Origin of the sequence: Shewanella zhangzhouensis (assembly GCF_019457615.1) — a bacterium.
GTDB lineage: Bacteria > Pseudomonadota > Gammaproteobacteria > Enterobacterales > Shewanellaceae > Shewanella > Shewanella zhangzhouensis.
On sequence record NZ_CP080414.1, the window covers coordinates 2,554,666 to 2,580,995 of the forward strand.

The window sequence follows — 26,330 nt, forward strand, 5'->3', positions numbered from 1 at the left end:
CTAGCCGCTTGACGCGCAACAAAAAAGCCGACTGTGAAGTCGGCTTTTGATTTTATTCGCCAATATCCCCGGGAAAGAGTCAAAGCAGACTCTCGTATTAGTGAAACCTGGGCTTCAGGTGCACAAGGGTGACTGCGTTTGGCTTCGATGCCCGCTGTTCCCCGGAGTAGTTCACACAGCACTCTTTGAGCATTGCCAGACACCTCATTGGCGCAGCGGGTCTAACAATCACACTGGGCGAAGATTACATGGGCTCGGGGATCAACACTTCATGACACAACTGCTGATAGTGGCTGAACTCCACCTTATACCCCTGGGACATGGATAAGGCACAGCTTCCCAGGCACAGGTGCGCGGGGTAGTTTTCGGTGTGACGCTGGGCGTTAAAACCAATCTCATCCCAACTGCCCGGATTTAAAATACCAAGCAGGCGAGAGAAAATCTGACGATACTCCCCTGCCAGAGGCAAGTTGGTTTCAAAACTCACGTAGGAGCTGTTTTCCTGCGGCGTAATATGAATGGTCATGTAGCGATCGCCACGGATGCCATTGATAGAATACCCAAAAGGTTCAAACAAAAAGTCGTCAAAAACAAACCCGGGCAACATGGCATCCAATTGCAGCAGACGGCGGATTTCAGCTGCACTCTGATGTTCACTGCGCAAGTAATCGGCAGCCTCACCACGGATGTGGTACATCAAAAGCTCACTGGTGTGGTCATCGGCGGTCGCGTCGTACGGTTTGTTACTGGTGAAAATATAGTGATGGTGGGAATCCAGATGCCCGATTCTGAACGCTTCCCCCGGCAACAACGCGCGGATGGCGGTTAAATCGTCAGTAAAGGCACTGCTTTGCAAGTGAGACAGATACTCGTTTTTGCGCTGGTAGCTGGCAAAAGCAATCTTGTCGGCACCTACTTGATTGATAAAACGGACTACGGCTTTAGCGAGGGTTGTGGTGCCGCAGGTCAACATCAGGAATCTGTCGTCCCAAACAAACAAACTCGATTCGCTGAGCAAGTAGGCATCGCAGTGTTCATTGTGGATACTGGAGAGGATTTCCGCATTGGCGCAGGCCACCATCTCTTTCCAGAACTCACGCCCCAGTGCTCTGAGTGAGCCGAATTCGGGGGTGACTATGACTTCTATTTTTTTTTCTGAACCTTCAAAAAACATTTTTCTCTACCTGAGGGCCGGGAGGGCTTACGCCCTGGTTCCCCGGCCTGGCTTCACCTTGCCTTAGTATGGGTTAAAAGTCTTCCAGATAGGTGTAGCCCTTGAGGCCCACCTGGAGTTCTTCGAGGATCATAGCGCGCTCGTCTTCTGCGATGTGTGAGTTCACCAGCTCCTCGTAGGTGCGCATGAAGGACACGGCATCGAGGTTCACATAGCGCAGTACGTCGGCCACGGTATCACCGGCAAGTACAGACTCGATATTGGTCTGGCCTTCTTCGTCGATACGCACCACCGCTGAGTTGGTATCACCAAAGAGGTTGTGCAGGTCGCCGAGGATTTCCTGATAAGCACCCACCAGGAAGAAACCAATCAAATAAGGATCTTCGGCTGACCAGTTAGGTACCGGCAAAGTGGTTTCAATGCCCTGACCATCAACGTATTGGTCAACAATACCGTCGGAGTCACAGGTGATGTCGAGCATCACTGCGCGGCGCTCAGGAACCTTGTCCAAACCTGACAGCGGCAACACAGGGAATACCTGATCGATACCCCAGGCATCGGGCAGCGACTGGAACAGGGAGAAGTTCACGAAGAATCTGTCAGCCAGTTTCTCGTTCAATTCATCGATGATCGGGCGCTGATAACGGTTACGGGCGTTCATCAGGCCCTGCAACTCATGACACACGGCCAGGTTACACTGCTCGGCCCAGGCTCGGTCTTCCAGGCTCAGCTGTCCCAACGCAAAGAGGGACTGGGCTTCGGCCAGATCAGACTGAGTATCGTGGAAGATTTCAATCAAAGCACGCTGGTCAAGACGTGAGCTGATTTCGTTCCAGCTGCGCCACATGTTGTGCAGCAACTGAGGCGCTTCTTCTTCCGGCGCTGGGATCTCTTCCGGGCTGTATGCCTCGGTGCCTATCACGTCGGTGATGAGTACCGCGTGGTGGGCTGTGAGGTAACGGCCTGACTCAGAAATAATACGCGGCATTGGCTGTTCGTTCTGGTTACACACGTCGGTAAGCACAGACACGATGTTATTGGCGTATTCGGCCAGCGCGTAGTTCATGGAGTTGTTTGACTGACTGCGTGTACCGTCATAATCCACGGCCAAGCCTCCGCCCACGTCAAAGCAGTTAACCTTGGCGCCCAGTTTACGCAGTTCACAGTAGAAACGTGCGGCCTCACCCACACCGTGGCGAATATCACGGATGTTGGCGATTTGCGAGCCCAGGTGGAAGTGCAGCAGTTGCAGCGAGTCGAGCATGTCTTCATCTTTCAGGCGCTCGACTACCTTGAGGATTTGTGCAGCAGACAGACCAAACTTGGACTTTTCGCCGCCGCTGGCCTGCCACTTGCCCTTGCCCTGGAAAGCCAAACGGGCGCGCAGACCCAGGCGTGGGGTAACCCCCAGCTTCTTGGACTCTTCCAGCACCATCTGCAGCTCGGACATTTTCTCGAGCACTATGTATACACTGTGGCCAAGTTTCTCACCGATAAGGGCCAGACGAATGTATTCTTTGTCTTTGTAACCGTTACACACGATCACTGAGCTGGCCTTTTGCGCCATGGCGAGCACAGCCATCAGCTCTGGTTTACTGCCGGCTTCAAGACCCAGCTGAGGTACAGTCTTGCTCACCTGGCTTGCCAGGATTTCCTCAACCACGGTCTGCTGCTGGTTTACCTTAATGGGGTATACCAGCAGGTAATCAGATTGATATTCGTATTTCTGAATGGCCTGGTTGAACATCTGGCACAGGTGGTCGACTCTGTGGTGCAGAATTTGCGGGAAACGTACCAACACTGGCAAACTCACGCCGGCTTTAACCATATCCTTGGCCAGCGCGTTCAAACCAATTTTGAAAGTGGGATTTTTAGGATCCGGGGAGACGGTCACCTCACCCTCGTCGCTGATCCCATAAAAACCCTGACTCCAGTGGGCAACGTTGTACCCGGCGCGGGCGTCGTCAATTGACCATTCGTTCATCTCAATTGTGCCTATATATAGAGAGATATTAAGCGATCACGGTCATGGCTGACCGGATCGCCTGTTCGACGTATTTTGGCAAGGCAAAGCTTGCCTGGTGCACTGCGGGCGTGTAGTAACGGGTACTGATCCCAGCCTCGTTGAAACGCGCCTCGAGGGTTGCAAGGTCAAGCTTGCGCGCCTCTGGATTGTCGGTAGCCCAGGCAAACGCCATGGAACCACCAATGTACGTTGGGACTGCCGCCATGTAAAACCAGCATTCCCGGGTATAACTGCTCATGCGGCGCACCGTGTCCTGCAGGGATTCAACCTGCATAAAGGGCACCCCATTTTGGGCCACAAAGATGCCGTTTTCATTAAGGCATCGTTTGCAACCCGCATAAAAATCAGAGCTGAACAGCACTTCGCCGGGGCCAACCGGGTCGGTACAGTCAGAAATAATCACATCAAACCGCTCAGTGCAGTTGGCAACAAAGTCCATGCCATCGGCGATAACCAGCTCCACGCGAGGATCGTCGTAGGCGCCGGCAGAATGATTTGGCAACCAGGTTTTGCACATGTCCACCACGGCGCCATCAATTTCCACCATCACGATACGCTCAATAGCTGGGTGTTTCACCACTTCACGCAGCATGCCGCCATCGCCCCCGCCGATAATCAGCAGGCTCTTTACCTTGCCATGGGCCAAAACCGGCACGTGGGTCAACATTTCGTGATAGACAAATTCATCCGCTTCGGTGGTTTGAATAGCACCATTTAGGGCCATCACTCTGCCAAAACGGGCATTTTCAAAAATTGATAAATGCCACTGATTGGTTTTTTGCTCGAAGAGCACCGTGTCTATCTCGAAATATTGACCATAGCCGCTGTGCAGCGTCTCGAAATATAGCTTGTTGTCTTGCATTGATCTGGATCCGATGGTGTCGGTATGAAAAGTGTAGAATACCCAGTCCCGAGAACTTTTTAAGGAAAGACGGGATCAGGAAGCCGTAAGGTCTTGTCAGACCGGCTTATTGGGGACTATTGGCCTCTTCGCGGCCAGAATTGATGCGGATAAGGGTCAGGTGTTTGACGTCTGTGTCTATAGCAACCAGCTCCTGAGTCAGGCAAGAAGCCAGCTTGAGGCAATGTGCAGAAAGCAAATGATAGTGCATTAGCCAACTCCCCCTTCGTTTCACCGTACCTCTTGCGTCATTTGATGTGCAAGATGACACGGCCCGTGACTCATCCAAAATATCCAGACCGATAAACTGACCTGTAAACAGGCGCCAGCCTTTGGGAATACCCCCAAAAACGGCGCAATTAAACCCCGCATACCACAAGAATGCAAGCAGGAATTCGCATTTGTTCAATGAGTTGCAAGATATACTACAAAGCGAACAAAGCCTCTCAGTACGAAATCACAAAATATCTCTTAAAATCATATAATAAAGTTCTAATTCCAAAGCGGTTTTCAGAGTGTGTGTTCAATATATTTAAATAGCTCAGACTCGCTTTTAACACGCAAAAAACCTTATTAATGAAGCGGTTTTTATCACCCGAATATTTCCTGAACAAATCCCGGCGCCGTTACAGCGTAAACTGAGGTGAATCCAGTCTGTTTGAGGTATAATCTGCGCCGTAATGCCCAATCATCTGAAATCAGGTACTCAATGATCCAATTAGGAAAAACTTGCCGACTGGCGGTTGTTAAACAAGTTAATTTTGGTTTTTATCTCAATGCCGGTGACTTCGGTCAGGTGCTCTTACCCAATAAGTTTGCACCGGACAACCTGCAGGTAGGTGATGAAATCGATGTCTTTCTGTACCTGGACTCTGAAGATACGCCCATTGCCACCACGCAAAAACCCCTGGCACAGGTCGGTGAATTCGCCAACCTGAAAATAGTATCGGTCAGCCGGGTGGGCGCCTTCCTTGATTGGGGACTGGACAAAGACTTACTGCTGCCCTTTGCCGAGCAAACCCGCCCACCGGAGGAAGGCAAATATCAGCTGGTACACCTGCATATCAACCGTGCAGATGACAGAATTGTCGCCTCTGCCAAGCTGGATAAGTTCCTCGATAAGACGCCTGCCTTTTACAAACCAGGTCAGGAAGTGAAACTGACTATCGCCGGACGCACGGATCTTGGTTATAAGGCGATTATCAACGATAGCCATTGGGGGCTTATCCATCAAAGCGATGTGTTCAAGCCACTGCGGGCGGGCAACAAGCTCAAGGGTTACATCAAGCAGGTACGCCACGACGGTAAAATCGATTTGGTGCTCAACAAAGGCACCCGCGATGAATTGGATGCCCATTCAGGCGTTATCCTGAAAAAACTGCAGGCCGCCGGTGGTTTCCTGCCCTTGGGCGACAAGACAGACGCCGATGTGATTTACGCTGAGCTGGGTATGAGTAAAAAAGCGTTTAAAAAGAGCATTGGCGGCCTCTTCAAACAGGGGAAACTTCGAATTACAGACGATGGGCTCTATCTGAGCTGATTGATAAAAAACGGTGGCATAGCCACCGTTTTTTATTGGCGAAATGGTAACAAAGTGCGTTGCCTATGGGCACAAGCAGCCTGCTCTGATATAACAGATTCAGGAAGTTAAAGGAGTTTTCAATGTTGCTTGATGCCATCGAAGCCAGAATTATTGGCTGTTTATTGGAAAAAGAAGTTACCACACCGGATCAATATCCCCTTTCGCTCAATGCCCTGACTCTGGCTTGCAACCAAAAAAGCAGTCGGGATCCCGTGATGGACCTGTCAGAAACGCAGGTTCAGGCCGGCATTGATGAACTCACCAAGAAGAGGCTGGTAAGCGAGCAATCCGGATTTGGCAGCCGAGTCGTCAAATATAAACACAGGTTTTGTAATACTGAGTTTTCAGATCTTCAGCTTTCCAGCGCACAGGTTGCTGTACTCAGCCTGTTGCTGCTCAGGGGACCGCAGACTCCCGGCGAGCTGAGAACCCGCGCCGGTCGTCAACACGAATTCAAAGACATCGGTGAAGTCGACGCGACCCTTACCGCACTGGCGTCACGGGAAACACCGTTAGTGGTACAACTTCCCCGAGAGCCGGGTAAACGGGAGTCGCGATTCAGTCTCACCATAGTCGAAGCCACAGCAGGCATGACAGCACATACTGTTGCGCCCCAAGTCGACGAGAGGGACGACAGCCGAATTGCAGCCCTGGAGGAGCGAGTCGCGCAGTTGGAAGCGCGCCTGGATGCACTCTTAACACAAACACACTAATCCGTGACGACAGGACGTTAGCATGTCTCAAGCTCAGCTCGCCCATCCGGGTCCCATGACCCATGTCTGGTTGATAGCCAGGCAAGAAGTTATCAAAGGTTTCTTTAATCTTCGGGGGCTGATTGCCCTGGTTGCTTACTGTCTGGTGTGGGGGCTTATTCTCTACTACCCCATCCGCAGTGCCGCCAAGTATATCGCCGACCCTCACATGCGCCAGACGCTGTCCGAAATGCTCGGTGTGGTCAGTCCAAAGTATTTGCTCTCCTGGGATGTCCCCGAGCTGTCGTTGTTTTGGGTTATCAGTCTCTACTGGTTCCCGCTGTTTGCCATTTTAAGCAGTGCGGATCAATTTGCCTCCGATAAGAGTCGCAAGACCTTTCGCTTTTTGGTGCAGCGCACCGGCCGTGAAGCCCTGTTTTTTGGCCGTGTAGTTGGGCAATTGTTATTACAAAGTGCCTATATCATCACAGCCGGACTGGCCACCCTGGTGCTGACGCTGTTTCGCGAACCCGACCTTGCCGGTGCGGCGATTGCGGACGGTATTGTGGTGCTGCTGAACCTGCTGATAGTGATAATGCCCTACATAGCGCTGATGGCCTTGCTTTCGCTATACGCCAACAGCGCCCGCCAGGCGACGCTATTTGCCGTGTTGGTGTGGTGCGTTCTGGCTATTGTTTCAGCGCTGGCCGCCTATTACGTACCTTCTCTGCCCAGCCTCGATTGGCTGTTGCCTGGAAGCCAGATTGAGATGATTGTCGATAACACACCAATGGGTGCCCTGCTCCATGCGCCGCTGCCTTTAGTGCAAACCGCTGTGCTGCTGTTTATTGGCCTGGTATACATGAAAAGGAGCGCACTGTGAGCCTGATAGTTACCCGAAACCTGACCAAACGCTACGGCAGCAAAACTGCGCTGGATGATGTATCGCTGCAAGTAGAAGCCGGCGCCCCGGTTGCGCTCGTCGGTCCCAATGGCGCAGGTAAAACCACCCTGATGAGCCTGATGTGTGGTTATATCCAACCGGACGGCGGCAGCCTCGAGATTCTGGGTTATGCTCCCGGAAGCCGCCAATTGTTGGGCAAAGTCTGTGCCCTGCCTCAGGACGCCTTGCTCGATCCCAACTTCAGCGTGGGCGAACAGCTTGCTTTTTTTGCATCTCTGCAGGGATTCTCAGCCAAAGACGCCCGCCTGGAAGCGGAGCGGGTATTGGAGCTGGTTCAGCTGAAAGACGCAGCCAGGCACAAGCCCACTGCGCTCAGCCATGGCATGAGCAAGCGCGTTGCCATTGCCCAGGCATTGATAGGCACACCTCAGCTGGTGCTGCTGGATGAACCGACTGCCGGCCTGGATCCTGCCAATGCCAGGGCCGTGCGGGAGTTGATATCCCATGCCAGCGAACAAACAACCTTCCTGATTTCATCACATAATCTCGAAGAACTTGAACGTCTGTGTGACTCTGTCCTGTATCTGGATAAAGGGAAACTCAGCCAGTCCCTGTCGATAAAATCTGAGAGTGTTGAGCGCTTTTTGACACTGAGCCTCCAGGATATCGCCGGAGAAGAGTTCGGTGATAAACTGAGCACACTGCCTGGAGTTCACAGCGTGAAACGTCAACACAATGGGCGAGAGTTTATTATCGGATTTGAGCCTGCATCGAGGGACTACGGTTTGGAAAAAGCCGCGTTGGAGTTACTTGCCGAAGAAGGCATTCGCTATCGCCAACTGTTGAATGGCAAGAGTCTGGAAGATAAGCTCTTTTCATGATGTTTTCCTTAGCCGCATAATAAAAAAGCACCCACAGTGGTGCTTTTTTATACCATTGTTCAATGGCGGTGATAGTCATCGACAAACGAAAAAGTGTGCATCATAAAGGTGTCACTATCGTTTTGGTTCGTACCCTGTTAAATCGCCTCACATGAACCGCCGTTTAACTGAGTAACTGAGTAGCTGTCGACATCCTGAAATTCCGCGAACTATGTCGGTCATCAACACACAGCAGCATAAACGGCGCCCGATTTACGCCTGATCTTTAGGCAGACATCCAGCAAGGTTAAAGTCAATTGTACGCTTTGCTTTGCTTTGCTTTGCTTTGTTCGGTACGGTTCGACTCTGCGCTTCTATGCGCTTCTATTCCCTCTTTTACCACCGCTAACTGAGTCCCGTTCGTTCCTAAGCTATCAACAAATACTCCCGTTTCGAACGATAGCATGGTGTCCAGAAACTGAATTATGGAATGAAAAAGATCGGCACTGACAAATTCGAGGCAACAAAAAAGCCGTGGCATCTGCCACGGCTTTTATACATCTCTTGGGAGAATTAACCGATTACGGTTACGTTCTCAGCCTGAGGACCTTTCTGACCCTGAGTCACGGTGAAAGACACCTTCTGACCTTCGTCCAGAGTCTTGAAACCGTCAGTGTTGATGGCGCGGAAGTGAACAAACACATCTGGGCCAGCTTCCTGAGCGATAAAACCAAAGCCTTTATCAGCGTTGAACCACTTAACTACACCAGTCACTTGAGACATATTGGTATCCTGTAACATTAAATATTTAAACAATTGCCGGTTACGGCGGTGGAGCGGGAAAAGCCGGTATTACTTAATGTTTACAGGACAAACTGGTCGTGCGGAACACAAAATAAATCCAACCTTCAAGCTTTATCGACTATACTCCATCCTAGACATAAGTCAACAAACCTTTGTGTATGTCGTTCTGATTTTTTACTTAAATTTCTGGAATTTGGCTTAAGGCCTGTTCAAATAGCGTACAGACAACCTCTCCAGCCCCTGCCAACCCATTCTATTTCCAAGTTTTACAGCACCCGGCGCTGTAAATTGATCCGAAAATCCAACTCGCAACTGAATGGCTGGCCAGCAAGCTGTCTGCGGGCCTCTGGCGTAAACTTCCAGGCGTAGGGTGTCATCTCAAGAAACGCGAGTATCAACTCAGGTGTTTCCATATCGAGTTGCCATTGCAAGCGCTCTGTGCTCACCATTTCAAACCCTTCGATTTGCTCTTCGTTATCCTCGTGCAGCCTTGGGGTGCCATATATGCGCTGCTTAACGGCGAAATGATGTAAGGGGCCGGCAGACACTGTCAGTAAATGGCCACCCGGTTTAACCAGGCGCTTGAGCTCTTCTGCTTTTGAGGGCGCATAAATTCGTACCACCAAGTCGAAAAACTCACTTTCAAAAGGGGTTTCAAAACTGCTGGCAACGCAAAAATGAATTTGCTGATATCGTTTAGCTGCCGCTTTCAGAGCAGCACGGGAAATGTCCAGACCGTAGGTTTGGGGCCAAATGCCCTCATTTGCCAGAGCCTGTTGCAACCTGCGGGTGTAGTAGCCCTCCCCACATCCAAGATCCAGTATTGTGGCTGGATTTACCGGTAGCCCAAGTACCAATTCCCCCAACCTGTCACTCAACGCTTGATAAGCGCCCGACTCCAAAAACAAGCGGCGGGCCTGCATCATCTCCTTGTTGTCACCGGGATCCTTTGACTTTTTTTTCTGCACCGGTAACAGATTGACATACCCTTCTTTTGCCTTATCGAATCTATGACCTGCGGGGCATACCAAACTGGTTGTTTCCGACCGCAAGGACGCTTGACATAAAGGGCAAAGGTAAATCGGCTGAATGCTCTGGGCCACCATTAATCTTCCTCTGCGATAGCCAGCACCATGGCGTTAACCTCTGGTGTTGATAAAAGCTCGTAACACTCCAACAGACGTTTAAGTTTGTCTATATTCTGGCCGTAATCGTTGGCACTGGTACCTATTTTGGGGCGCTCCTGAGACTCCGCGTACTGCCTGAGTAACCATTGGCGACGCTGACTCAGCATAGGCTCAATGCGCATCGCTTCGGCTGCAAGGCCAGGATGGCAGTCAATACCAGAGAGGTAAGCGACCAATTCTAGCCTAGCCTGTTCAAGCTCAGTGATAAGCAGCGCCAACGCGACACTGCTCGCACCATAGTCGGGCTCCCGGGCGAGAACAGATTTGGCATTTTGCAGTATCAAGGGCTCTTCGCACAGACGTAAATCGGTTTCAAGCGCTACTAGATTAAACTCCCCTTCTCCGTCCAGCCGAATTCCCAATAACCCAGACTCGCTTTGTTCTGGGTCCAGGGTGATAAGCAGACCACGGCGTAATCTCTCCAACAAGCGCGCCGGGGTACGGGTACTGTTGGCGTACACTCTAAGCCCTTGCCCTTGTCCGCGAAGCAAATGCTCCGGGGCATGGCCGCTGGTTACCTGACCCGCAATAGCCCCTTGTCCCTTGTCACCGGCTATTGCTGATCGGCCCTGCACATCACCGTTGAGTACTGGGTGAGAAAACAGGCTAAAGCCCGGTTGTAACCTCAGCAGGAACTCAGCTCCGGTGCCTGTTCGTGTAACCACCAATTCGATAAGGGGCGCTCGCAGCACCTGCATGAGTACAAAATCACTCACGTCATCTGTGAGGTTCAGTAAAAAATGTGAAGACGACTGCTCCGGATCGATACTTATGAGTTCGGGCAACCGAAAATATTGATTAAACATGCGTAAATCCTTCCACTGGTGGATTATTTTACCTCCGTATCACATTTATGGTCATCCGCAATTTACGTGAAGGCCCCAACAAATCCCTCTGCCTGGCGTATATTTACCCAACAAGACGGTAAGGAAACCGGTAAGAGATGAATATGGCGCTTCAAGTGATAAGATAAGCGCTTATATTGTCACGGACAGAGCTAATTTCCCGATGGAAAACTATATTCAGCCCACTATTTTTTGGCACGATTATGAAACGTTCGGGGCCAGTCCTGCGAAGGACAGGCCTGCACAATTTGCCGGTGTCAGAACCGATTTGGACCTGAATATCATCGAGGAGCCTGTTACCTTTTACTGCCGTTTAAGCCCCGATTATTTACCCGCCCCTGAGGCGATCCTCATCACAGGCATTACTCCACAACTGGCGAATCGTCAGGGCGTGCCTGAAACCGAATTCATGGGCCGCATCCAGGCTATTTTCAGCAGACCCAATACCTGTGTTGCGGGCTACAACTCGCTGCGCTTCGATGATGAGGTAAGTCGCTACGGCTTTTATCGCAACTTTATTGACCCCTATGCCCGTGAGTGGCAACAGGGCAATTCTCGCTGGGATATCATCGACCTGGTGCGTGCCTGCTATGCACTGCGCCCGGAAGGCATTAACTGGCCAGAAAAAGAGGACGGCAGCCCGAGCTTTAAGCTAGAGCACCTGACAGCGGCCAATGGCCTTGGTCACGACAAGGCCCACGATGCCATGTCCGATGTGTATGCCACTATCGCTCTGGCCCGGCTTATCAAGGAAAAGCAGCCAAAGCTGTTCGACTATTATTTCCGCTTAAGGCGTAAACAAGCGGTGGCCGAGCAAATCGATGTATTGGCAATGCAACCACTGGTGCACATCAGCTCCAAAATACCGGCAACCCAGGGCTGTGCAACACTGATAGCGCCGGTAGCGCACCATATGCGCAATAAAAATGCAGTCATTTGCGTCAATCTGGCCATGGACATTCAGCCCCTGATTGACCTCGATGTGGATGCACTGAGAACCCGGCTCTATACCAAGCGTGAAGACCTTGCCAGTGATGAGCTACCCGTGCCCGTAAAGCAAATTCACCTGAATAAGTGCCCCTTCGTTGCCAACGCCAAAACTCTGGATGACGCCAATGCAGATCGCTTGGGCATTGATAAAGCCTTTGCCCGTGAGCAATATAAAAAACTGAAACAACATCCTGAAATACGCGAAAAACTCACGGCACTGTTTGAAGAAGAATCACAGGGGATGTCCAACGATCCCGATTACTCGCTCTACAGTGGTGGTTTTTTCACTCCTGCCGATCGCGCAAAAATGGACATCATACGGAATACGTCACCGGAGCACTTAGCCGCGCTGGAGCTGCAATTTGATGATACTCGTTTGCCAGAGATGCTCTTTCGCTACCGGGCTCGCAACTACCCGCTCACCTTGTCCTATGATGAAAGCCTGCGCTGGCGAGAGTTTTGTCAGGCCCGCTTGAACGACCCTGACTATGTAATCCGCCTTGAAAACTTGCTGGAAGAAACCGCCAAGGATGAAAAGAAACAAAAGCTCCTCGGCGCTTTATGTCAGTACCTGCAGTCGATTTAGCAGAAAACCCGCATAAAATGGGATTAGACTCCCATTATCTGTGTAACAGAATAACTAAACTGCAAGTCAATAAAATTAACAGTGAAGGAAAACGGCCATGCAAGACAGATTTGTCCGCCGGATAAACGAGCTGCCAAAAGCATTGGCAGATGAACTGCTTCCCATGCTGGGTGAGCAATTTTGCGGTCATTTGGATGCACAGCAGGTAAAGCAGCTCTGCTCTGTTTCCAAAATGGACAGCCACGAACTGGGATTGGCTCTGCTGCCCATCGCAGCAGCACTGGCTAAGCCTCCAGTAAGTAATTTTTATGTGGGCGCCATCGCCGTGGGCAGCGGCGGCGACTTCTACATGGGAGCCAACCTCGAGCTTCAGGGTGAAGCGCTGTTTCACTCGGTACACGCCGAGCAAAGTGCCATCAGCCACGCCTGGCTTAGCGGTGAAACCCACATCAGCGATATCATAGTTAACGCCAGCCCCTGCGGACATTGCCGCCAGTTTATGAACGAGCTGGTTCAGGGTCAGGCTATTCGCATTCACCTGCCGGGGCAGGACACGGCACCACTGAGCCACTATCTGCCCTATGCCTTCGGTCCTGCCGATTTAAATGTTACAGCGCCGCTGCTATCGAAGCAGCAAACGGAACTGGTACTGGAGAGTGATGATCCCTTGCTGATTGAAGCACTCGATCACGCCGGTTTATCGTACGCCCCATACAGCCAGTGCCACGCAGCGGTAGTGCTGGAAACAGAAGACGGCGCCAGCTTCTGTGGTCGCTACGCCGAAAACGCCGCCTTTAATCCGTCGATGTTGCCAATGCAAATGGCATTGTCGGCGCTTGTCAGACACAACCGCAGCTTCAGCGACATCAAACGTGCGGTGTTGCTTGAGTCGTCACAGGGCAAAATCTCTCTAGTGGGGGCCACCATGGACGCCCTCCATGCCGTTGCCGTGGTAGAGCTTGAGCATCTGGTGGTAGACCCGGTGTAAACCCGATCCAAATGTCGTAAAAAAGCCCGCGTAATGCGGGCTTTTTATTTTATCGGGAAATACTCTGCCACCGAACTGACTGACGATGGCTTTAACCTGCAATCACTTTCGGCTTTTTTCGAGGCGGGCCATCAGGCTTGAAGTATCCCAGCGGTTACCCCCCATGCCCTGCACTTCGGAGTAAAACTGATCCACCAGGGCCGTGAGCGGCAGGTGCGAGCCGTTGCGGCGGGCTTCTTCCAGGGCGATGCCCAAGTCTTTGCGCATCCAATCGATGGCGAATCCGAAGTTGTACTCACCGGCCCACATGGATTTGTAGCGGTTTTCCATCTGCCAGCTTTGAGCCGCGCCTTTGCTGATGACTTCCACTACTTTTTCGCCATCAAGGCCTGCACTGCGGGCAAAATGCAGTGCTTCGGCAAGGCCCTGAACCACACCTGCGATACAAATTTGGTTCACCATCTTGGTGAGCTGACCGGCACCGGTTTCGCCCAAACGCTCGGCGCAGCGGGCATAGCTCATGATGACGTCTTTAACCTGATTAAACACGGCTTCATCGCCGCCTGCCATCACGGTAAGTACGCCATTTTCGGCGCCGGCCTGACCGCCGGACACGGGTGCATCGATAAAACCCAAACCTTGAGCAGTCAGCGCTGTGCCAATCTCGCGGGCGATGTCGGCAGAAGCCGTAGTGTGGTCAACCAGCACTGCACCAGGCTTAAGGCCATAAATAACCCCCTCTTCGCCAAGCACAACCTGGTGCAGGTCTTTATCGTTGCCGACACAGGTAAAAACGATGTCCTGATTTTCAGCCGCAAGCTTTGGTGTCAGCGCCATGGCACCACCAAACTGCTTAACCCAGGCTTCTGCCTTGGCGGTGGTGCGGTTATACACAGTCACCTGGTGACCGGCCTTAACCAAATGTCCGGCCATGGGATATCCCATCACCCCCAGTCCGAGAAATGCCACTTTTGCCATTGTTATTCCTTTCGTGTCTCGCGATCAGCGTGTTTTAAATAATGATTTTACTGCCGGGTACAGGCGTTGATGCCGCTGTGATAACTGCCGGTAGCACGCGACATTGGCGGGCTCGGGCTCAAAACGACTGGCCGATTTTGCCATATTTTGCCTGGCACTGGCGAGGTCTGGATAATCGCCCATGGCCACAGCGGCGCACATGGCAGCCCCCAAGCCAGAGCCTTCGCGCACAGTTAATCGCTCAGTGGTGCAGTTAAAGATATCGGCCGCCAGTTGCATCACCAGGTCGGATTGGCTGCCGCCGCCGCTCACCCTAATAACTTTTATCGGCATTCCCACCTTTGCCACGAGCCGCCTGCTACCGCGCTCAAGGGTCATCAGCACCCCTTCAATCAAGGCACGGTAGAGGTGAGCCCGGGTGTGCTCCGGACGAAAACCTGCCACTATGCCACTGGCTTCAGGGCCTGGGTAAATAACGCCCTGGGCCCAATAGGGACACAGCATCAGGCCGTCGGCGCCTGGCGGGATGCCGGCGATGGCTTTCATCACATAGGCTTCGGGACTGAGTCCCAGGGCGCTCGCTTCGGCCTTGTCGCTGGCACCGAATTCATCCAGCGCCCAAGACAGCAACCAAAAGCCACGCTCAAGCTGTACCTCGGGCATAAAACTGCCGGGCTCCAGCCCCGGGAACGCCGGTGCATAACGAAACACCTCAAAATAACGGTGGGTACCCAAGGTCACAGTCGCGGCGCTGCCAAGACTCAACGACAACACGCCCGGCTCACCCGCGCCATTGGCATAGGCTTCACAGACCTTGTCGGCACCGGCACTGACAAGAGCTGTGCCAGCCTTAAGGCCGGTAAGCTCGGCAAAGCCTTCGGTAACAGTGCCTATCTGACTTGCGGCATCAATGAGTGGCAGCATTTGCGATGGTTTGCAGCCAAGGGCCTGCCAGCGCCAACTGTGTTTTGATGCAAAGGTTTGATTTCGGTAGTCAAAGGGCAAATAGGCCACTTGCGATGCGGTTGAATCCAGCAGTTTTCCCCCAAGGCGGCTCAGCAGATAACCACTCAAGAGGCCAATCTTTTCGCTGGCATCAACCTTGCCGGGGAAGAGTTCCCGCATCAGGTTGATTTTGGCCGCCCGGCGCAAATAGTCGATGCGCCCCGTCATACCGCTTATCCAAAAGCCGAGCCGATAAAACCAGCTCATGGGCGCAAGCATCCCTTCCACCATGCGTCTGTCGGACCACATAAACACATCCGATTTGGCCTTGCCGCGGTTATCCATCAGCAAGGTGCAGGCGCGTTGGGTGGTCAGAGTAACAGCAACGATTTGCTCTGGGCTCAAGCTGTGTTCGGCGAAGAGCTTGCGACAGGCCGCCACCAGTTGGCCATAGCAGTAGTCACCGTCCTGCACGGCAGCTTTGGCCGCTTGTTCGGCTTTACAGTTCTGGTTGGCAACGGCTGCAACGGCAATGGGATTGCCGCGGCAGTCAAACACCAGCGCACGGGTGCTTTGGGTGCCGTAATCGAGGGCAAGGTAATAGGTGGTTTCAGACATAGGCGCTGTGCCCTTTTGCGGGCTTATGGTTGTTTTTGTGAGCATGACCTGAGCGCGGGGATCCGCACCCAGGCTTTAAACAAATTAGCCTCAGGGCGCAACGTGGGCGGCCATTTCGGTACCGATTTTTTTGCGCATTTCCATAAGCCGGATAGCCGAGTCCCGCAGCGCCTTGTCTTCTTCGGATTGCGGCACCCACTCAGGCACAGGGGTTGGGTTACCGGCATCATCCACCGCCACCATGATCACAATGCAATGGGTTGTGAGCTGACGCTCAGACACCTTGGGATCCCCGGCCCGCACATCAATGCCGATATGCATCGAGCTGTTGCCAGTGTAAATGACCTTGGCACTCACCTCGACGATATTGCCTACATGGATGGGTTTGACGAAACGAATACCACCGGCATAAGCGGTGATGCAATACTTGCCGCTCCACCCTGCGGCGCAGGCATAGGCTGCAAGGTCAATCCACTTCATCACGGCGCCGCCGTGAACCTTGCCACCGAAATTCACATCGGCGGGCTCTGCGAGAAAACGTAAGGTCAGGTGCCTGTCTTGTCCGGCCATGGTGTAACCCTATCTTGTTAAAGTGATTTAAGCTTACGCCAAAAGCGTAAGCGCGTGAATGCACCGACAAAAAGAAAAGGCGCCGGAACGATATGTCCCAGCGCCTTTATCAGCCAGTGAAACTGCCTGGTCAAATCTTTTTCAGCAACAATGAGCCGTTGGTACCACCGAAACCGAAGGAGTTACACAGGGCATACTCGAAACTGGTCTGACGCGCCTCGTGGGGCACGAAGTCAAGATCGCAGCCTTCATCCGGGTTATCCAGGTTGATGGTTGGCGGCACAGCGCCGTCTTTCAGCGCCAGAATGGTGAAAATGGCTTCCACAGCGCCGGCTGCACCGAGCAAGTGACCAGTCATCGACTTGGTGGAGCTGACCATTAGCTTATAGGCGTGGTCGCCAAACACCGACTTCACTGCGGCTGCTTCAGCCTTGTCACCGGCTGGGGTTGAGGTGCCGTGGGCGTTGATGTAACCAATGGACTCCAGGGCGAGGCCGCTGTCTTTGAGAGCATTGGTCATAGCCAGCGCGGCGCCAGCACCATCTTCCGGAGGCGAGGTCATGTGGAAAGCGTCACCGCTCATACCAAAACCAACCAGTTCGGCGTAAATCTTGGCACCGCGGGCCTTGGCGTGCTCGTACTCTTCCATCACCAGTACGCCGGCGCCGTCACCAATCACAAAACCATCGCGGTCACGATCCCATGGGCGGCTGGCCGCTTGTGGGTTGTCATTACGGGTCGACAGTGCCTTGGCGGCGTTAAAGCCACCCACGCCCAGCGGACAGGTCACGTCTTCGGCACCACCGGCTACCATGACGTCGGCATCGCCGTAGGCGATAGAGCGGGCGGCGAAACCTATGTTGTGTACACCTGTGGTACAGGCAGTGGTCACGGCAAAGTTGGGGCCGCGCATGCCATACATGATGGACAGGTGACCTGCAATCATGTTGATGATGGTGCTGGGAACAAAGAAGGGGGAAATCTTGCGCGGGCCACCGGCCATCAGCGCAGCGTGACCGGCTTCAATCAGCCACATACCGCCCATACCGGCACCGATGGCGGTACCCACGCGGGTCGGGTCTTCTTTTTCCATGTCGAGACCAGCATCACGAATGGCCTGAATACCAGCGGCCATACCGTACTGGATAAAGAGGTCCATCTTGCGGGCGTCTTTTTTGGACAGATATTGCTCAACGTCGAAATCTTTGACCGACGCGCTGAAGCGGGTCGCAAATTCACTGGCGTCAAACTTGGTGATGGGCGCCACACCACTCTGACCGGCAAGCAAGGCCTTCCAGGTGGAATCAACATCATTACCGACCGGGGTTACCAGTCCCAGACCGGTTATCACTACGCGACGTTTTGTCACAGGAGTCACCTTTCATAACTGTATTTGAGGCTAGAAGCCCAAATTGCGCCGGATTGTGCCAGATGGCAATCCAAAAGGAGGCTGGTACAACCAGCGGAAAATTCCGGCGCCCAAACAAAAACAGGCGGCCTAATTAGCCGCCTGTTTTCTGGAATTCAGTATTACTGATTCTTGGAAACGTAGTCGATCGCTGCCTGAACAGTGGTGATCTTCTCGGCTTCTTCATCAGGGATCTCGGTGTCAAACTCTTCTTCCAGAGCCATTACCAACTCAACAGTGTCCAGAGAATCGGCACCCAGATCGTCTACGAAAGAGGCAGATGGCTTAACGTCTTCTTCTTTAACGCCCAGTTGCTCAACGATGATTTTCTTTACACGTTCTTCGATGTTGCTCATTAGTTTTCTTTCCTATTCAAATTACGCACTTGCGTAAGATTGCGAGTAGTTTATTCGATCTGGCTGACATTGCAAGCCCCGATTTTGTGGTCTAACCACAAAACCAAATCTTATCAGCAGCTAACTACCCAAACGCGACAGTTCCCTGCCATTCGCCCTTAAACCATGTACATTCCACCGTTTACATGCAGGGTTTCACCCGTGATGTAAGCGGCAGCGTCCGAGGCCAAGAACAGGACGGCATTAGCAATTTCCTGCGCCTGCCCTAATCTTTCCATCGGCACCTGCGACATGATGCCTTGCTGCTGCTCAGGCGTCAGCTCGTCGGTCATGTCTGTCTGGATAAATCCAGGAGCAATAGCATTAACCGTAATTTGACGAGATGCAACCTCTCTGGCGAGAGATTTTGTAAATCCAATCAAACCGGCTTTAGCAGCTGAGTAGTTTACCTGACCGGCATTACCCATGGTGCCAACCACTGAACCTATGCTGATGATACGGCCATGACGCTTTTTCATCATGCTGCGCATTACCGGCTTGGACAGGCGGTACAAAGACGTGAGGTTGGTGTCGATGATTTCTTCCCACTCTTCGTCTTTCATGCGCATCAGCAGGTTGTCACGGGTGATACCGGCATTGTTGACCAGAATATCAACATCTCCTGCTTTTTCTTTGATCGCGGTATACATTTCGGCAACGGATTCGCTGCTGGTAACGTTAAGTACCAGACCAAAGCCCTTATCACCGAGATAATCGGAAATAGCAGCGGCGCCCTTCTCGCTGGTAGCAGTACCCACTACAGTGGCGCCGGCGTCGGCCAGGGTCAGTGCGATGGCTTTACCGATACCGCGGCTGGCGCCGGTAACCAGGGCTACCTTGCCGGTCAGATCCAAAGATACAGACATGGAAAACTCCTTTATTCGGTCAGCGCAGCAAAGCTTGCTACGTCATTAACCGCTTGTGCTGAAACAGATTTATTGATGCGTTTGGCAAGACCAGTCAGCACCTTGCCCGGGCCACACTCCACCAGATGAGTAATACCATCGGCAGCCATGGCTTCTACTGTCTCGGTCCAACGAACCGGGCAATACAGCTGACGCACCAGTGCATCGCGAATAGCGGCAACGTCGGTTGGCGCCTCAACATCCACATTATTGATAACCGGAATGGCAGGGGCACTGAAATCGATAGCTGCAAGCGCCTCGGCGAGTTTATCGGCAGCACCTTTCATCAGGCTGCAGTGGGAAGGCACGCTCACTGGCAGTGCCACGGCCATTTTGGCACCGGCAGCCTTACAGGCTGCGGCGGCGCGCTCAACAGCATCTTTATTACCGGCAATCACCACCTGGCCAGGGCTATTGAAGTTAACCGGGCTCACCACTTCGCCTTGGGCGGATTCTTCACAGGCATTGGCGATGGCGTCGTTATCCAATCCAATAATGGCGTACATGGCGCCAGTGCCTTCCGGCACGGCGGCCTGCATCAGTTGGCCACGCAGCTCAACCAACTTCACTGCATCGGTAAATGGAATAACACCGGCGCACACCAACGCCGAGTATTCGCCCAGGCTGTGGCCTGCGAGCACAGCAGGCTGTGGCTTGCCGCTTGCCTGATAGGCACGCCAAATGGCGACACTGGCGGTCAGCAGCGCAGGCTGAGTTTTTTGAGTTTGATTGAGCTGCTCGGCGGGGCCATCCTGCACAAGCGCCCACAGATCGTAACCAAGGGCGGCACTCGCCTCGGCAAATGTTTCGGTTACCACAGGAAAATCGGCAGCAAGTTCGGCCAGCATGCCAACGGCCTGCGAGCCCTGCCCTGGAAATACAAAGGCAAATTTATCCATTGTTATTAAACCTTTTTGAGTAAAAGCGTAAAAAGCCTAGCAGAATTCCCGGGGAAATTAGAAGCGCACCAGCGCACTACCCCAGGCAAAACCGGCACCAAAGGCTTCCAAAAGCAGCAATTGTCCGCGCTGAATACGGCCATCGCGCACAGCTTCATCCAGTGCAATCGGCACAGAAGCAGCAGAGGTGTTACCGTGTTTAGCCAGCGTCAGCACGACTTTATCCAGACTCATGTCGAGCTTCTTGGCAGTGGCGTTGATGATGCGGAAATTCGCCTGGTGAGGTACCAACCAGTCAATGTCTGACTTGTCCACGTTATTGAGGCGCAGGGTTTCTTCCACGACATGAGACAGCTGAGTCACGGCAACTTTGAACACATCGTTGCCCTTCATCTGCATAAAGCCCACGGCTTCTGAAGACTCACCCAGGCGTGGCGGGAAAGCACATTTGAGCAGATCGCCCTGACGGCCATCGGCATAGATATGGGTATTGATGATCCCAGGCTCTTCGCTGGCACCCACAACGGCAGCACCGGCGCCATCACCAAAGAGAATAATGGTCGTGCGGTCTTCAGGTTCACACAGACGAGAGAGCACATCGGCACCGATCACCAGCACCTTTTTGGCAGCGCCGGTTTTAACAAACTGATCGGCCACCGACAGGGCATAAACGAAGCCAGAGCAGGCAGCTGCGACATCAAACGCTGGAATGGTGTGCACACCCAAGAGTGCCTGAATTTCACAGGCGGCAGCGGGAAATGCATTAGCGGCACTGGTGGTGCCACAAATGATCATGTCCAGCTCTTGAGCTTGAATACCCGCCATCTCGAGGGCTTTCAATGCGGCCTGGTAACCCATGGTAGAAACAGTCTCGTCCATGGCAGCGATGCGGCGTTCCGAAATACCTGTGCGTTCAACAATCCACTGGTCACTGGTATCCACCATTTTTTCCAGATCGAGATTGCTACGCACCTGAGCCGGCAGGTAACTGCCAGTTCCAAGAATTTTTGTATGCATAGTTTAAGGAGAAATCAGCTATTGATATCTAAAAGAATCGACTCGAGACGATCTTTAATCATCTCTGGCAGTCGACGTTTTGCCTCGGTGTAGGCAAGACTAATTGCTTGTATATAGGCGTGTTCGTCTGCATTACCGTGGCTTTTCACTACTACTGCGCGCAATCCTAACAGACTTGCTCCGTTATAGTGGTCGGGGTTCATCTGGTTGAGTACTTTCTGAATGCGGGGCGCGAGCAGTCGCGCAAGTATTCGAACCATAAAGCCTTTGGCCAGGCCTTGTTTTAATTGATGAACCAGCAGTCTGGCAATGCCTTCTGAGGTTTTGAGTGTGATGTTGCCCACAAAGCCGTCACAAACGATGACATCCACTTTTCCACTGTAGATTTCATCGCCTTCAATAAAGCCGGCGTAGTTGAGCTGGGGAGTATGGAGCAGTAATTGTGCAGCCTGCTGCACATCGCCATTGCCCTTGCATTCTTCAATGCCCACATTCAGCAGCGCGACCTTGGGACGGGCGATCTTATCAACCGCTTCACTGAGCACTGAGCCCATCACCGCAAATTGGAACAAGGTATCGTAGTCGCACTGAATGTTGGCCCCGAGATCCAACAGATAAACAGGTTTACCATTGATAGCCGGCAAACAACTGACCAACGCAGGCCTATCGACACCGGGCAACATCTTAAGCAGTACCTTGGCCATAGCCATCAGCGCGCCAGTGTTACCGGCACTGACACAGCCGTCAGCCTTGCCATCACGGACCTGTTCAATGGCCAGTCGCATGGAACTGTTTTTAGCTTGTCTGAGCGCAGTTGCAGGCTTATCGTCCATACGCACCACTTCAGTGGTATGCACGATGGTGATTCTATCGCGAACGTCTATCTCTGCGGCACAGAGATACGGGGATATTTGAGTCTCGTCACCGACGAGCAGGAGGGAGAGCTTTGGGTGTAGTCGAAGTGCCTGCAAAGCCGCAGGCACCGTGACTTGGGGGCCGTGATCGCCCCCCATCGCATCTAACGCAAGCGTCAGATTCGTCATAGGAAGGCCAACAATTACTTGTTGATAACCTTCTTACCACGGTAGTAACCATCAGCGGTCACATTGTGACGCAGATGCAGTTCACCGCTGGTAGCGTCTACTGACAGCTGAGCAGTGCTCAGAGCGTCATGTGAACGGCGCATACCGCGCTTTGAACGAGATTTTTTGTTCTGTTGTACAGCCATTTGTCTGTCTCCTGGATTACTTGCTCTTCAGTTTTTCTAACACTGCAAACGGATTTGGACGCTCCTCTTGAGCGGCTTCAATCTCGCCTACGACTATGTCCTGGGAACCCAGGTTGCAATCAATATTTTGATGCGCCGGGATCAAAGGCATTGCCAAAATCAACTCGTCTTCGACCAGTTGCTGCAGACGTATCTCGCCAATTTCATCGCACTCAATAGGGTCATACGCATCCGGGAGCTCATCGATTTCCGCCTCTGTCCTGCAAGGACTGAAGCAAAAGTCGACCGTAACCTCAGTGGTATAAAGTGCCATGCAACGTTGACATAACAGAGTGAGCTCCGTCACAGCCGTCCCTTTCAGGTAGACTATCCCCTGTAAATCAACACCACATTCCAACGACACTGTCACATCGGAACAGTCGCCGGCTGTCAATTCTCTCAATCGTTTTAACACCTTGCCAGGCACAATCCCCTGATAACTCAGGCGATTTGACGCGGCGCGGATCGGATCGATAGAAACCGGTATCTTTACTGTTTGCATAAGGCGCGCATATTATAGCTTCAACACGCCGGAGTCAAAGGAATTTTAGCCCAAATGCCCTGCGTGGGATCTGGGGTTCGCTCCTGCTCCGGCAATGAAATTGACCGAGGCAAAATTCTACCCAAGCACCCTCGGGCACACAAGCGCCGGTCGCCTAAAATAAAAGCGATTGTAGCCCCCTATCAAAAATACCTCCTGACTTGCCAATCGGCGGTGGGCCAAGGACAATGTCACTGTCGATAAAATCCAATTTCAACAGGTTCGCCAATACTCACCGAAGCATAGTTCATCAACCCGAGTTTTGACCCTTAAGCCCCAGAATGGTAATTGCGGTTAACATTGAGGGTAAACTTCAGGTCAATTGAATTCGGTTTAAAATCCCCGGTTAACCTTTCAGACCTAAAAGGCCAATATCCAATGCGACCCTTAATCCTCGCCTCTACCTCACCTTTTCGGGCAGCGCTGCTGGAAAAGCTGGGCTTGCCATTTCAGGCCCTGGCGCCACACACCGATGAAACGCCGCTGCCCGGGGAATCCGCCATCGCGCTAACCGAGCGGCTTGCCATTGCCAAGGCCAAAGCCCTGGCATGGGACGTGCCGACCAATGCACTCATTATCGGTTCTGATCAGGTTGCAGTTGTTGACGACAAGATTGTTGGCAAACCGCTGAGCGAAGAAAATGCCATTAGCCAGCTCAAAGCGCAGCGCGGCAAAAGCATTGTCTTTTATACTGCGCTCGCCCTGCACGATGTTGAAACGGACACTACCCTGTCGCTGGTAGAGCCTTTTACCGTGCACTTTCGTGACCTCAGCGATGACGAAATAGTGCAATACGTAAGAAAAGAGCAACCCCTGTGGTGTGCTGGCAGCTTCAAATCTGAAGGATTGGGGATTTGCCTGTTTGAGCGCCTCGAAGGCCGCGACCCCAATACTTTGGTTGGCTTGCCCCTGATTGCCTTGGTGGACTTACTCAAACAATCCGGGCTCTGTGTACTCACGGACGCTACCCCTGGGCAATGAGTTTGAGACGATATCAGGCGCTAGACACAACAGCGCCGCAATTGCCTGACTGAACCTAATAGGCACAATCAGTCGGCGACGAGGGCATATATCAGGGTATTAAGTGACAAAGTGAACGCATGTATGCAGGCATCGAGTGCACAATAAATGCTGTGTTTGCCAATTCAGAGAATGTACAACACCTGCGATTAAGCAGGTGTTGTCATCAGCGCAGGTGGTGCAATATTTCCAGCGGATGAGACACAACAGCAAGGGGCGAAACACTCAGCAGTGTATCTCTGTCGTGCGTGCCGTAATCCACACCTATGGCCGCGACGCCAGCGTTATTTGCCATCTGTAAATCAAATGCCGAATCACCAATCATCACCGCACGTTCGGGACTGACATCAAGTTCTGCCAACAATTCGTGCAGCATTTGTGGGTGGGGTTTGCTCTGGGTTTCATCGGCGCAGCGGGAAGCGTGGAAAAATGCCCCAAGACGGGTCTCATCCAGAATACGGTTTAACCCTTCCCTACCCTTGCCTGTGGCAATGGCAAGTTTGCGGGATGCCCCCTGCAATGACGTCAAGAGTTCAGGCACCCCGTCAAATAACGGGCTCGGAGTGGCATTAAAAATTTGGTAATGGGCCTTATACCTGTTTATCCACCCAGATCGTGTTGCCTCGGTTTCGTCGGGAAACAGGGCGCGCATGGCTTCAGGCATCGAAAGACCAATCACGTCCCGAACAGCCTTTTCGGTAGGCTCGGCAATGGAAAGCTCCCGGGCCAGTGCCTGCATGCAATCGACTATCTTGCTGATGGAATCCATCAGGGTGCCATCCCAGTCAAAGATAATCAGGTCGAATCTTTGCATCAGTCTTTTTGCTCCAGCGCATCCAGTACGGCCGTCAAATCGGCGTCCAGCGGTGCCTGAACCGTCATCTGGGTTTCAGACTCCGGATGGGTAAAGGTGAGCTGCGCCGCATGCAAAAATAAACGCTGCAGTCCCTTGGCACGCATGGCGTCATCAAATTTTTGCTCGCTGTATTTGTCATCACAGGCAATAGGATGTCCCTGGTACTGGCAATGCACGCGAATTTGATGGGTGCGACCTGTTACAGGGCTTGCTTCCACCAGGCTTGCTTCGTCAAAACGGCGCAACACCCGGAAACGGGTCTCACTGGGTTTGCCTTCGCTGTTCACCCGCACAATGCGCTCACCGGATTTGAGGGTGATTTTGAGCAGCGGCGCTTTAACTACCCTGTCATGCTCCTGCCACTGACCGCGCACCAGCGCCTGATACACCTTTTGCATCTGCTTATTTCTGAGCTGATCGTGCAGGTGCCTGAGGGCCATCCGCTTTTTGGCTATCAGCAGCACACCGCTGGTGTCGCGATCGAGACGATGTACCAGTTCCAGAAACTTGCAGGTGGGTCTCAGGCTCCTGAGCGACTCAATCACACCATAGTCCACCCCACTGCCGCCATGAACGGCAATACCCGCCGGTTTATTCAGCACAATAATCTGTTTGTCTTCAAACAGAATACGGTCTTCAAGTTGAGCGACACGATTGAGGTTGGCAGAAGGCGCTGTACGGTAGTCTTTTTCGGCTACACGCACAGGTGGTACACGCACCTCATCACCGGCTGCAAGCTTGTATTCGGGCTTAATTCGCTTCTTGTTAACCCTCACCTCGCCCTTACGGACGATGCGATAGATCATGCTCTTGGGTACACCCTTGAGCTTGGCGAGCAGGAAATTATCAATGCGCTGACCGGCACCATCTTCATCGATGCTGATCAATTGAACCTGGGTTGGAACTGTTTCTTTATTCATGGCAAAACATCTGGTGAAAACGATGCGCATTGTACAACAATCTCAACTCGAATGTGGCTTTACATTGCCGAAATTTTTGATTGTTGCTATATTCCATTCGCGGACGGGGATTAACCGTGGATAAAGTGTTCACAAAACCGTCGTCCGCTCGGTGTTTCCGCCAGAGTAAAATTGAAGGTTGAAGGATCGCAATTCATTGAGTTGCAAACCTTTGTCGAAGTGAAAGCTGATGTTACGGCAATAACGACAGGTTAAATCCAATATACCGCCACTTTTCTTGGTTTCTTGTGGAAAACACTCCCTGAATCGAATTTGTAGACTGAACCCAGTCACCGGATAAATTTTGTCGGTTTAGGCATTCACGGAAGTATTTAAGAGAATTTATGGGGTTGGTTGACGTTTAACAACGAATTCCTTGTTTTTGTATTTATTGAAAAATAAGCCATAAATCG

Annotated in this window: 27 protein-coding genes; 7 read left to right on the top strand and 20 right to left on the bottom strand. The window is 52.3% G+C overall.

Features of this window, described 5'->3' with window-relative positions:
- Positions 1 to 244 precede the first annotated feature (244 nt).
- The 4 genes from K0H63_RS11040 to K0H63_RS11055 form a co-directional block, all read right to left on the bottom strand.
- Entirely contained in the window at positions 245 to 1,174 is a 930-nt protein-coding gene (locus tag K0H63_RS11040; RefSeq protein WP_220064730.1) for an adenosylmethionine decarboxylase, read from the bottom strand.
- Positions 1,175 to 1,247: 73 nt separating this feature from the next.
- A complete protein-coding gene (gene speA, locus K0H63_RS11045) occupies positions 1,248 to 3,158 on the bottom strand; it encodes a biosynthetic arginine decarboxylase (protein WP_220064731.1) in 1,911 nt (636 codons plus the stop codon).
- A 28-nt stretch (positions 3,159 to 3,186) separates the two neighbouring features.
- Positions 3,187 to 4,062 carry a polyamine aminopropyltransferase gene (speE, locus tag K0H63_RS11050; RefSeq protein ID WP_220064732.1) on the bottom strand — a complete coding sequence of 292 codons (876 nt, stop codon included), beginning with the start codon at positions 4,060 to 4,062 and terminating at the stop codon, positions 3,187 to 3,189.
- 106 nt (positions 4,063 to 4,168) lie between these two features.
- The gene (locus tag K0H63_RS11055; RefSeq protein ID WP_220064733.1) at positions 4,169 to 4,312 is read right to left on the bottom strand and encodes a hypothetical protein; all 144 of its coding nucleotides are present in this window, start codon (positions 4,310 to 4,312) and stop codon (positions 4,169 to 4,171) included.
- A gap of 498 nt (positions 4,313 to 4,810) precedes the next feature.
- On the opposite strand from K0H63_RS11055, the gene K0H63_RS11060 reads away from it, so the two are divergent.
- The 4 genes from K0H63_RS11060 to K0H63_RS11075 all read left to right on the top strand — a co-directional run bounded on the left by K0H63_RS11060 (position 4,811) and on the right by K0H63_RS11075 (position 8,160).
- The gene (locus tag K0H63_RS11060; protein ID WP_220064734.1) at positions 4,811 to 5,641 is read left to right on the top strand and encodes a CvfB family protein; all 831 of its coding nucleotides are present in this window, start codon (positions 4,811 to 4,813) and stop codon (positions 5,639 to 5,641) included.
- A gap of 122 nt (positions 5,642 to 5,763) precedes the next feature.
- Positions 5,764 to 6,396: a YceH family protein gene (locus K0H63_RS11065; RefSeq protein WP_220064735.1), complete on the top strand. Its 633-nt coding sequence runs from the start codon at positions 5,764 to 5,766 to the stop codon at positions 6,394 to 6,396.
- Between the two features lie 22 nt (positions 6,397 to 6,418).
- Entirely contained in the window at positions 6,419 to 7,258 is an 840-nt protein-coding gene (locus tag K0H63_RS11070) for an ABC transporter permease subunit (RefSeq protein WP_220064736.1), read from the top strand.
- Positions 7,255 to 8,160 carry an ABC transporter ATP-binding protein gene (locus tag K0H63_RS11075; protein ID WP_220064737.1) on the top strand — a complete coding sequence of 302 codons (906 nt, stop codon included), beginning with the start codon at positions 7,255 to 7,257 and terminating at the stop codon, positions 8,158 to 8,160. Before K0H63_RS11070 ends, K0H63_RS11075 begins: the two co-directional genes overlap by 4 nt.
- A 552-nt stretch (positions 8,161 to 8,712) precedes the next feature.
- On the opposite strand, the gene K0H63_RS11080 is transcribed toward K0H63_RS11075, so the two are convergent.
- From K0H63_RS11080 to K0H63_RS11090, 3 genes are all read right to left on the bottom strand, one after another.
- The gene (locus tag K0H63_RS11080; protein ID WP_011760083.1) at positions 8,713 to 8,922 is read right to left on the bottom strand and encodes a cold-shock protein; all 210 of its coding nucleotides are present in this window, start codon (positions 8,920 to 8,922) and stop codon (positions 8,713 to 8,715) included.
- A 287-nt stretch (positions 8,923 to 9,209) separates the two neighbouring features.
- Positions 9,210 to 10,049 carry a 23S rRNA (guanine(745)-N(1))-methyltransferase gene (gene rlmA, locus K0H63_RS11085; RefSeq protein WP_220064738.1) on the bottom strand — a complete coding sequence of 280 codons (840 nt, stop codon included), beginning with the start codon at positions 10,047 to 10,049 and terminating at the stop codon, positions 9,210 to 9,212.
- On the bottom strand, positions 10,049 to 10,936 hold the full coding sequence (locus tag K0H63_RS11090) for a hypothetical protein (RefSeq protein WP_220064739.1): 888 nt from the start codon (positions 10,934 to 10,936) through the stop codon (positions 10,049 to 10,051). The genes rlmA and K0H63_RS11090 overlap by 1 nt, the downstream gene beginning before the upstream one ends.
- Before the next feature lie 202 nt (positions 10,937 to 11,138).
- On the opposite strand from K0H63_RS11090, the gene sbcB reads away from it, so the two are divergent.
- Together sbcB and cdd are read left to right on the top strand one after the other, a co-directional pair.
- Positions 11,139 to 12,551 carry an exodeoxyribonuclease I gene (sbcB, locus tag K0H63_RS11095; protein WP_220064740.1) on the top strand — a complete coding sequence of 471 codons (1,413 nt, stop codon included), beginning with the start codon at positions 11,139 to 11,141 and terminating at the stop codon, positions 12,549 to 12,551.
- Between the two features lie 97 nt (positions 12,552 to 12,648).
- Positions 12,649 to 13,539 carry a cytidine deaminase gene (gene cdd, locus K0H63_RS11100; protein ID WP_220064741.1) on the top strand — a complete coding sequence of 297 codons (891 nt, stop codon included), beginning with the start codon at positions 12,649 to 12,651 and terminating at the stop codon, positions 13,537 to 13,539.
- 102 nt (positions 13,540 to 13,641) lie between these two features.
- Here the strand turns inward: cdd and K0H63_RS11105 are convergent, their stop codons facing one another.
- From K0H63_RS11105 to yceD, 11 genes are all read right to left on the bottom strand, one after another.
- Complete coding sequence (locus K0H63_RS11105; RefSeq protein ID WP_220064742.1) at positions 13,642 to 14,517, bottom strand: NAD(P)-dependent oxidoreductase; 876 nt, start codon at positions 14,515 to 14,517, stop codon at positions 13,642 to 13,644.
- A 24-nt stretch (positions 14,518 to 14,541) separates the two neighbouring features.
- The gene (locus K0H63_RS11110; protein ID WP_220064743.1) at positions 14,542 to 16,080 is read right to left on the bottom strand and encodes an FGGY-family carbohydrate kinase; all 1,539 of its coding nucleotides are present in this window, start codon (positions 16,078 to 16,080) and stop codon (positions 14,542 to 14,544) included.
- A gap of 90 nt (positions 16,081 to 16,170) precedes the next feature.
- Positions 16,171 to 16,650 carry an acyl-CoA thioesterase gene (locus K0H63_RS11115; RefSeq protein WP_126167116.1) on the bottom strand — a complete coding sequence of 160 codons (480 nt, stop codon included), beginning with the start codon at positions 16,648 to 16,650 and terminating at the stop codon, positions 16,171 to 16,173.
- 130 nt (positions 16,651 to 16,780) lie between these two features.
- Complete coding sequence (fabF, locus tag K0H63_RS11120; RefSeq protein WP_220064744.1) at positions 16,781 to 18,019, bottom strand: beta-ketoacyl-ACP synthase II; 1,239 nt, start codon at positions 18,017 to 18,019, stop codon at positions 16,781 to 16,783.
- Between the two features lie 161 nt (positions 18,020 to 18,180).
- The gene (gene acpP / locus K0H63_RS11125; protein ID WP_011760092.1) at positions 18,181 to 18,414 is read right to left on the bottom strand and encodes an acyl carrier protein; all 234 of its coding nucleotides are present in this window, start codon (positions 18,412 to 18,414) and stop codon (positions 18,181 to 18,183) included.
- Between the two features lie 158 nt (positions 18,415 to 18,572).
- Complete coding sequence (gene fabG, locus K0H63_RS11130; protein ID WP_220064745.1) at positions 18,573 to 19,319, bottom strand: 3-oxoacyl-ACP reductase FabG; 747 nt, start codon at positions 19,317 to 19,319, stop codon at positions 18,573 to 18,575.
- A gap of 11 nt (positions 19,320 to 19,330) precedes the next feature.
- Positions 19,331 to 20,257 carry an ACP S-malonyltransferase gene (fabD, locus tag K0H63_RS11135; RefSeq protein ID WP_220064746.1) on the bottom strand — a complete coding sequence of 309 codons (927 nt, stop codon included), beginning with the start codon at positions 20,255 to 20,257 and terminating at the stop codon, positions 19,331 to 19,333.
- A 57-nt stretch (positions 20,258 to 20,314) separates the two neighbouring features.
- Positions 20,315 to 21,274, bottom strand: coding sequence for a beta-ketoacyl-ACP synthase III (locus K0H63_RS11140; protein ID WP_220064747.1), 960 nt, complete (start codon positions 21,272 to 21,274; stop codon positions 20,315 to 20,317).
- Positions 21,275 to 21,288: 14 nt separating this feature from the next.
- Positions 21,289 to 22,317, bottom strand: coding sequence for a phosphate acyltransferase PlsX (plsX, locus tag K0H63_RS11145; RefSeq protein ID WP_220064748.1), 1,029 nt, complete (start codon positions 22,315 to 22,317; stop codon positions 21,289 to 21,291).
- A 14-nt stretch (positions 22,318 to 22,331) separates the two neighbouring features.
- Positions 22,332 to 22,502, bottom strand: a complete 171-nt coding sequence (gene rpmF / locus K0H63_RS11150) for a 50S ribosomal protein L32 (RefSeq protein ID WP_011760097.1) — start codon at positions 22,500 to 22,502, stop codon at positions 22,332 to 22,334.
- Positions 22,503 to 22,518: 16 nt separating this feature from the next.
- Positions 22,519 to 23,043, bottom strand: coding sequence for a 23S rRNA accumulation protein YceD (yceD, locus tag K0H63_RS11155; RefSeq protein WP_011760098.1), 525 nt, complete (start codon positions 23,041 to 23,043; stop codon positions 22,519 to 22,521).
- Between the two features lie 417 nt (positions 23,044 to 23,460).
- On the opposite strand from yceD, the gene K0H63_RS11160 reads away from it, so the two are divergent.
- The gene (locus K0H63_RS11160; RefSeq protein ID WP_220064749.1) at positions 23,461 to 24,063 is read left to right on the top strand and encodes a Maf family protein; all 603 of its coding nucleotides are present in this window, start codon (positions 23,461 to 23,463) and stop codon (positions 24,061 to 24,063) included.
- 205 nt (positions 24,064 to 24,268) lie between these two features.
- Here the strand turns inward: K0H63_RS11160 and K0H63_RS11165 are convergent, their stop codons facing one another.
- Together K0H63_RS11165 and rluC are read right to left on the bottom strand one after the other, a co-directional pair.
- Entirely contained in the window at positions 24,269 to 24,916 is a 648-nt protein-coding gene (locus K0H63_RS11165; protein WP_220064750.1) for an HAD-IA family hydrolase, read from the bottom strand.
- Positions 24,916 to 25,878, bottom strand: coding sequence for a 23S rRNA pseudouridine(955/2504/2580) synthase RluC (rluC, locus tag K0H63_RS11170; protein WP_220064751.1), 963 nt, complete (start codon positions 25,876 to 25,878; stop codon positions 24,916 to 24,918). The genes K0H63_RS11165 and rluC overlap by 1 nt, the downstream gene beginning before the upstream one ends.
- Positions 25,879 to 26,330 lie beyond the last annotated feature (452 nt).

Coding starts and splice junctions, on each gene's coding strand:
- K0H63_RS11060 (WP_220064734.1), top strand. CDS start 4,811: ATGATCCAATTAGGAAAAACTTGCCGACTGGCGGTTGTTAAACAAGTT.
- sbcB (WP_220064740.1), top strand. CDS start 11,139: ATGGAAAACTATATTCAGCCCACTATTTTTTGGCACGATTATGAAACG.
- K0H63_RS11090 (WP_220064739.1), bottom strand. CDS start 10,936: ATGTTTAATCAATATTTTCGGTTGCCCGAACTCATAAGTATCGATCCG.
- fabG (WP_220064745.1), bottom strand. CDS start 19,319: ATGTCTGTATCTTTGGATCTGACCGGCAAGGTAGCCCTGGTTACCGGC.
- rlmA (WP_220064738.1), bottom strand. CDS start 10,049: ATGGTGGCCCAGAGCATTCAGCCGATTTACCTTTGCCCTTTATGTCAA.
- K0H63_RS11140 (WP_220064747.1), bottom strand. CDS start 21,274: ATGCATACAAAAATTCTTGGAACTGGCAGTTACCTGCCGGCTCAGGTG.
- yceD (WP_011760098.1), bottom strand. CDS start 23,043: ATGCAAACAGTAAAGATACCGGTTTCTATCGATCCGATCCGCGCCGCG.
- acpP (WP_011760092.1), bottom strand. CDS start 18,414: ATGAGCAACATCGAAGAACGTGTAAAGAAAATCATCGTTGAGCAACTG.
- speE (WP_220064732.1), bottom strand. CDS start 4,062: ATGCAAGACAACAAGCTATATTTCGAGACGCTGCACAGCGGCTATGGT.
- cdd (WP_220064741.1), top strand. CDS start 12,649: ATGCAAGACAGATTTGTCCGCCGGATAAACGAGCTGCCAAAAGCATTG.
- K0H63_RS11080 (WP_011760083.1), bottom strand. CDS start 8,922: ATGTCTCAAGTGACTGGTGTAGTTAAGTGGTTCAACGCTGATAAAGGC.
- speA (WP_220064731.1), bottom strand. CDS start 3,158: ATGAACGAATGGTCAATTGACGACGCCCGCGCCGGGTACAACGTTGCC.
- K0H63_RS11065 (WP_220064735.1), top strand. CDS start 5,764: ATGTTGCTTGATGCCATCGAAGCCAGAATTATTGGCTGTTTATTGGAA.
- fabD (WP_220064746.1), bottom strand. CDS start 20,257: ATGGATAAATTTGCCTTTGTATTTCCAGGGCAGGGCTCGCAGGCCGTT.
- K0H63_RS11040 (WP_220064730.1), bottom strand. CDS start 1,174: ATGTTTTTTGAAGGTTCAGAAAAAAAAATAGAAGTCATAGTCACCCCC.
- K0H63_RS11110 (WP_220064743.1), bottom strand. CDS start 16,080: ATGTCTGAAACCACCTATTACCTTGCCCTCGATTACGGCACCCAAAGC.
- plsX (WP_220064748.1), bottom strand. CDS start 22,317: ATGACGAATCTGACGCTTGCGTTAGATGCGATGGGGGGCGATCACGGC.
- K0H63_RS11105 (WP_220064742.1), bottom strand. CDS start 14,517: ATGGCAAAAGTGGCATTTCTCGGACTGGGGGTGATGGGATATCCCATG.
- K0H63_RS11165 (WP_220064750.1), bottom strand. CDS start 24,916: ATGCAAAGATTCGACCTGATTATCTTTGACTGGGATGGCACCCTGATG.
- K0H63_RS11160 (WP_220064749.1), top strand. CDS start 23,461: ATGCGACCCTTAATCCTCGCCTCTACCTCACCTTTTCGGGCAGCGCTG.
- rpmF (WP_011760097.1), bottom strand. CDS start 22,502: ATGGCTGTACAACAGAACAAAAAATCTCGTTCAAAGCGCGGTATGCGC.
- K0H63_RS11070 (WP_220064736.1), top strand. CDS start 6,419: ATGTCTCAAGCTCAGCTCGCCCATCCGGGTCCCATGACCCATGTCTGG.
- K0H63_RS11115 (WP_126167116.1), bottom strand. CDS start 16,650: ATGGCCGGACAAGACAGGCACCTGACCTTACGTTTTCTCGCAGAGCCC.
- rluC (WP_220064751.1), bottom strand. CDS start 25,878: ATGAATAAAGAAACAGTTCCAACCCAGGTTCAATTGATCAGCATCGAT.
- K0H63_RS11055 (WP_220064733.1), bottom strand. CDS start 4,312: ATGCACTATCATTTGCTTTCTGCACATTGCCTCAAGCTGGCTTCTTGC.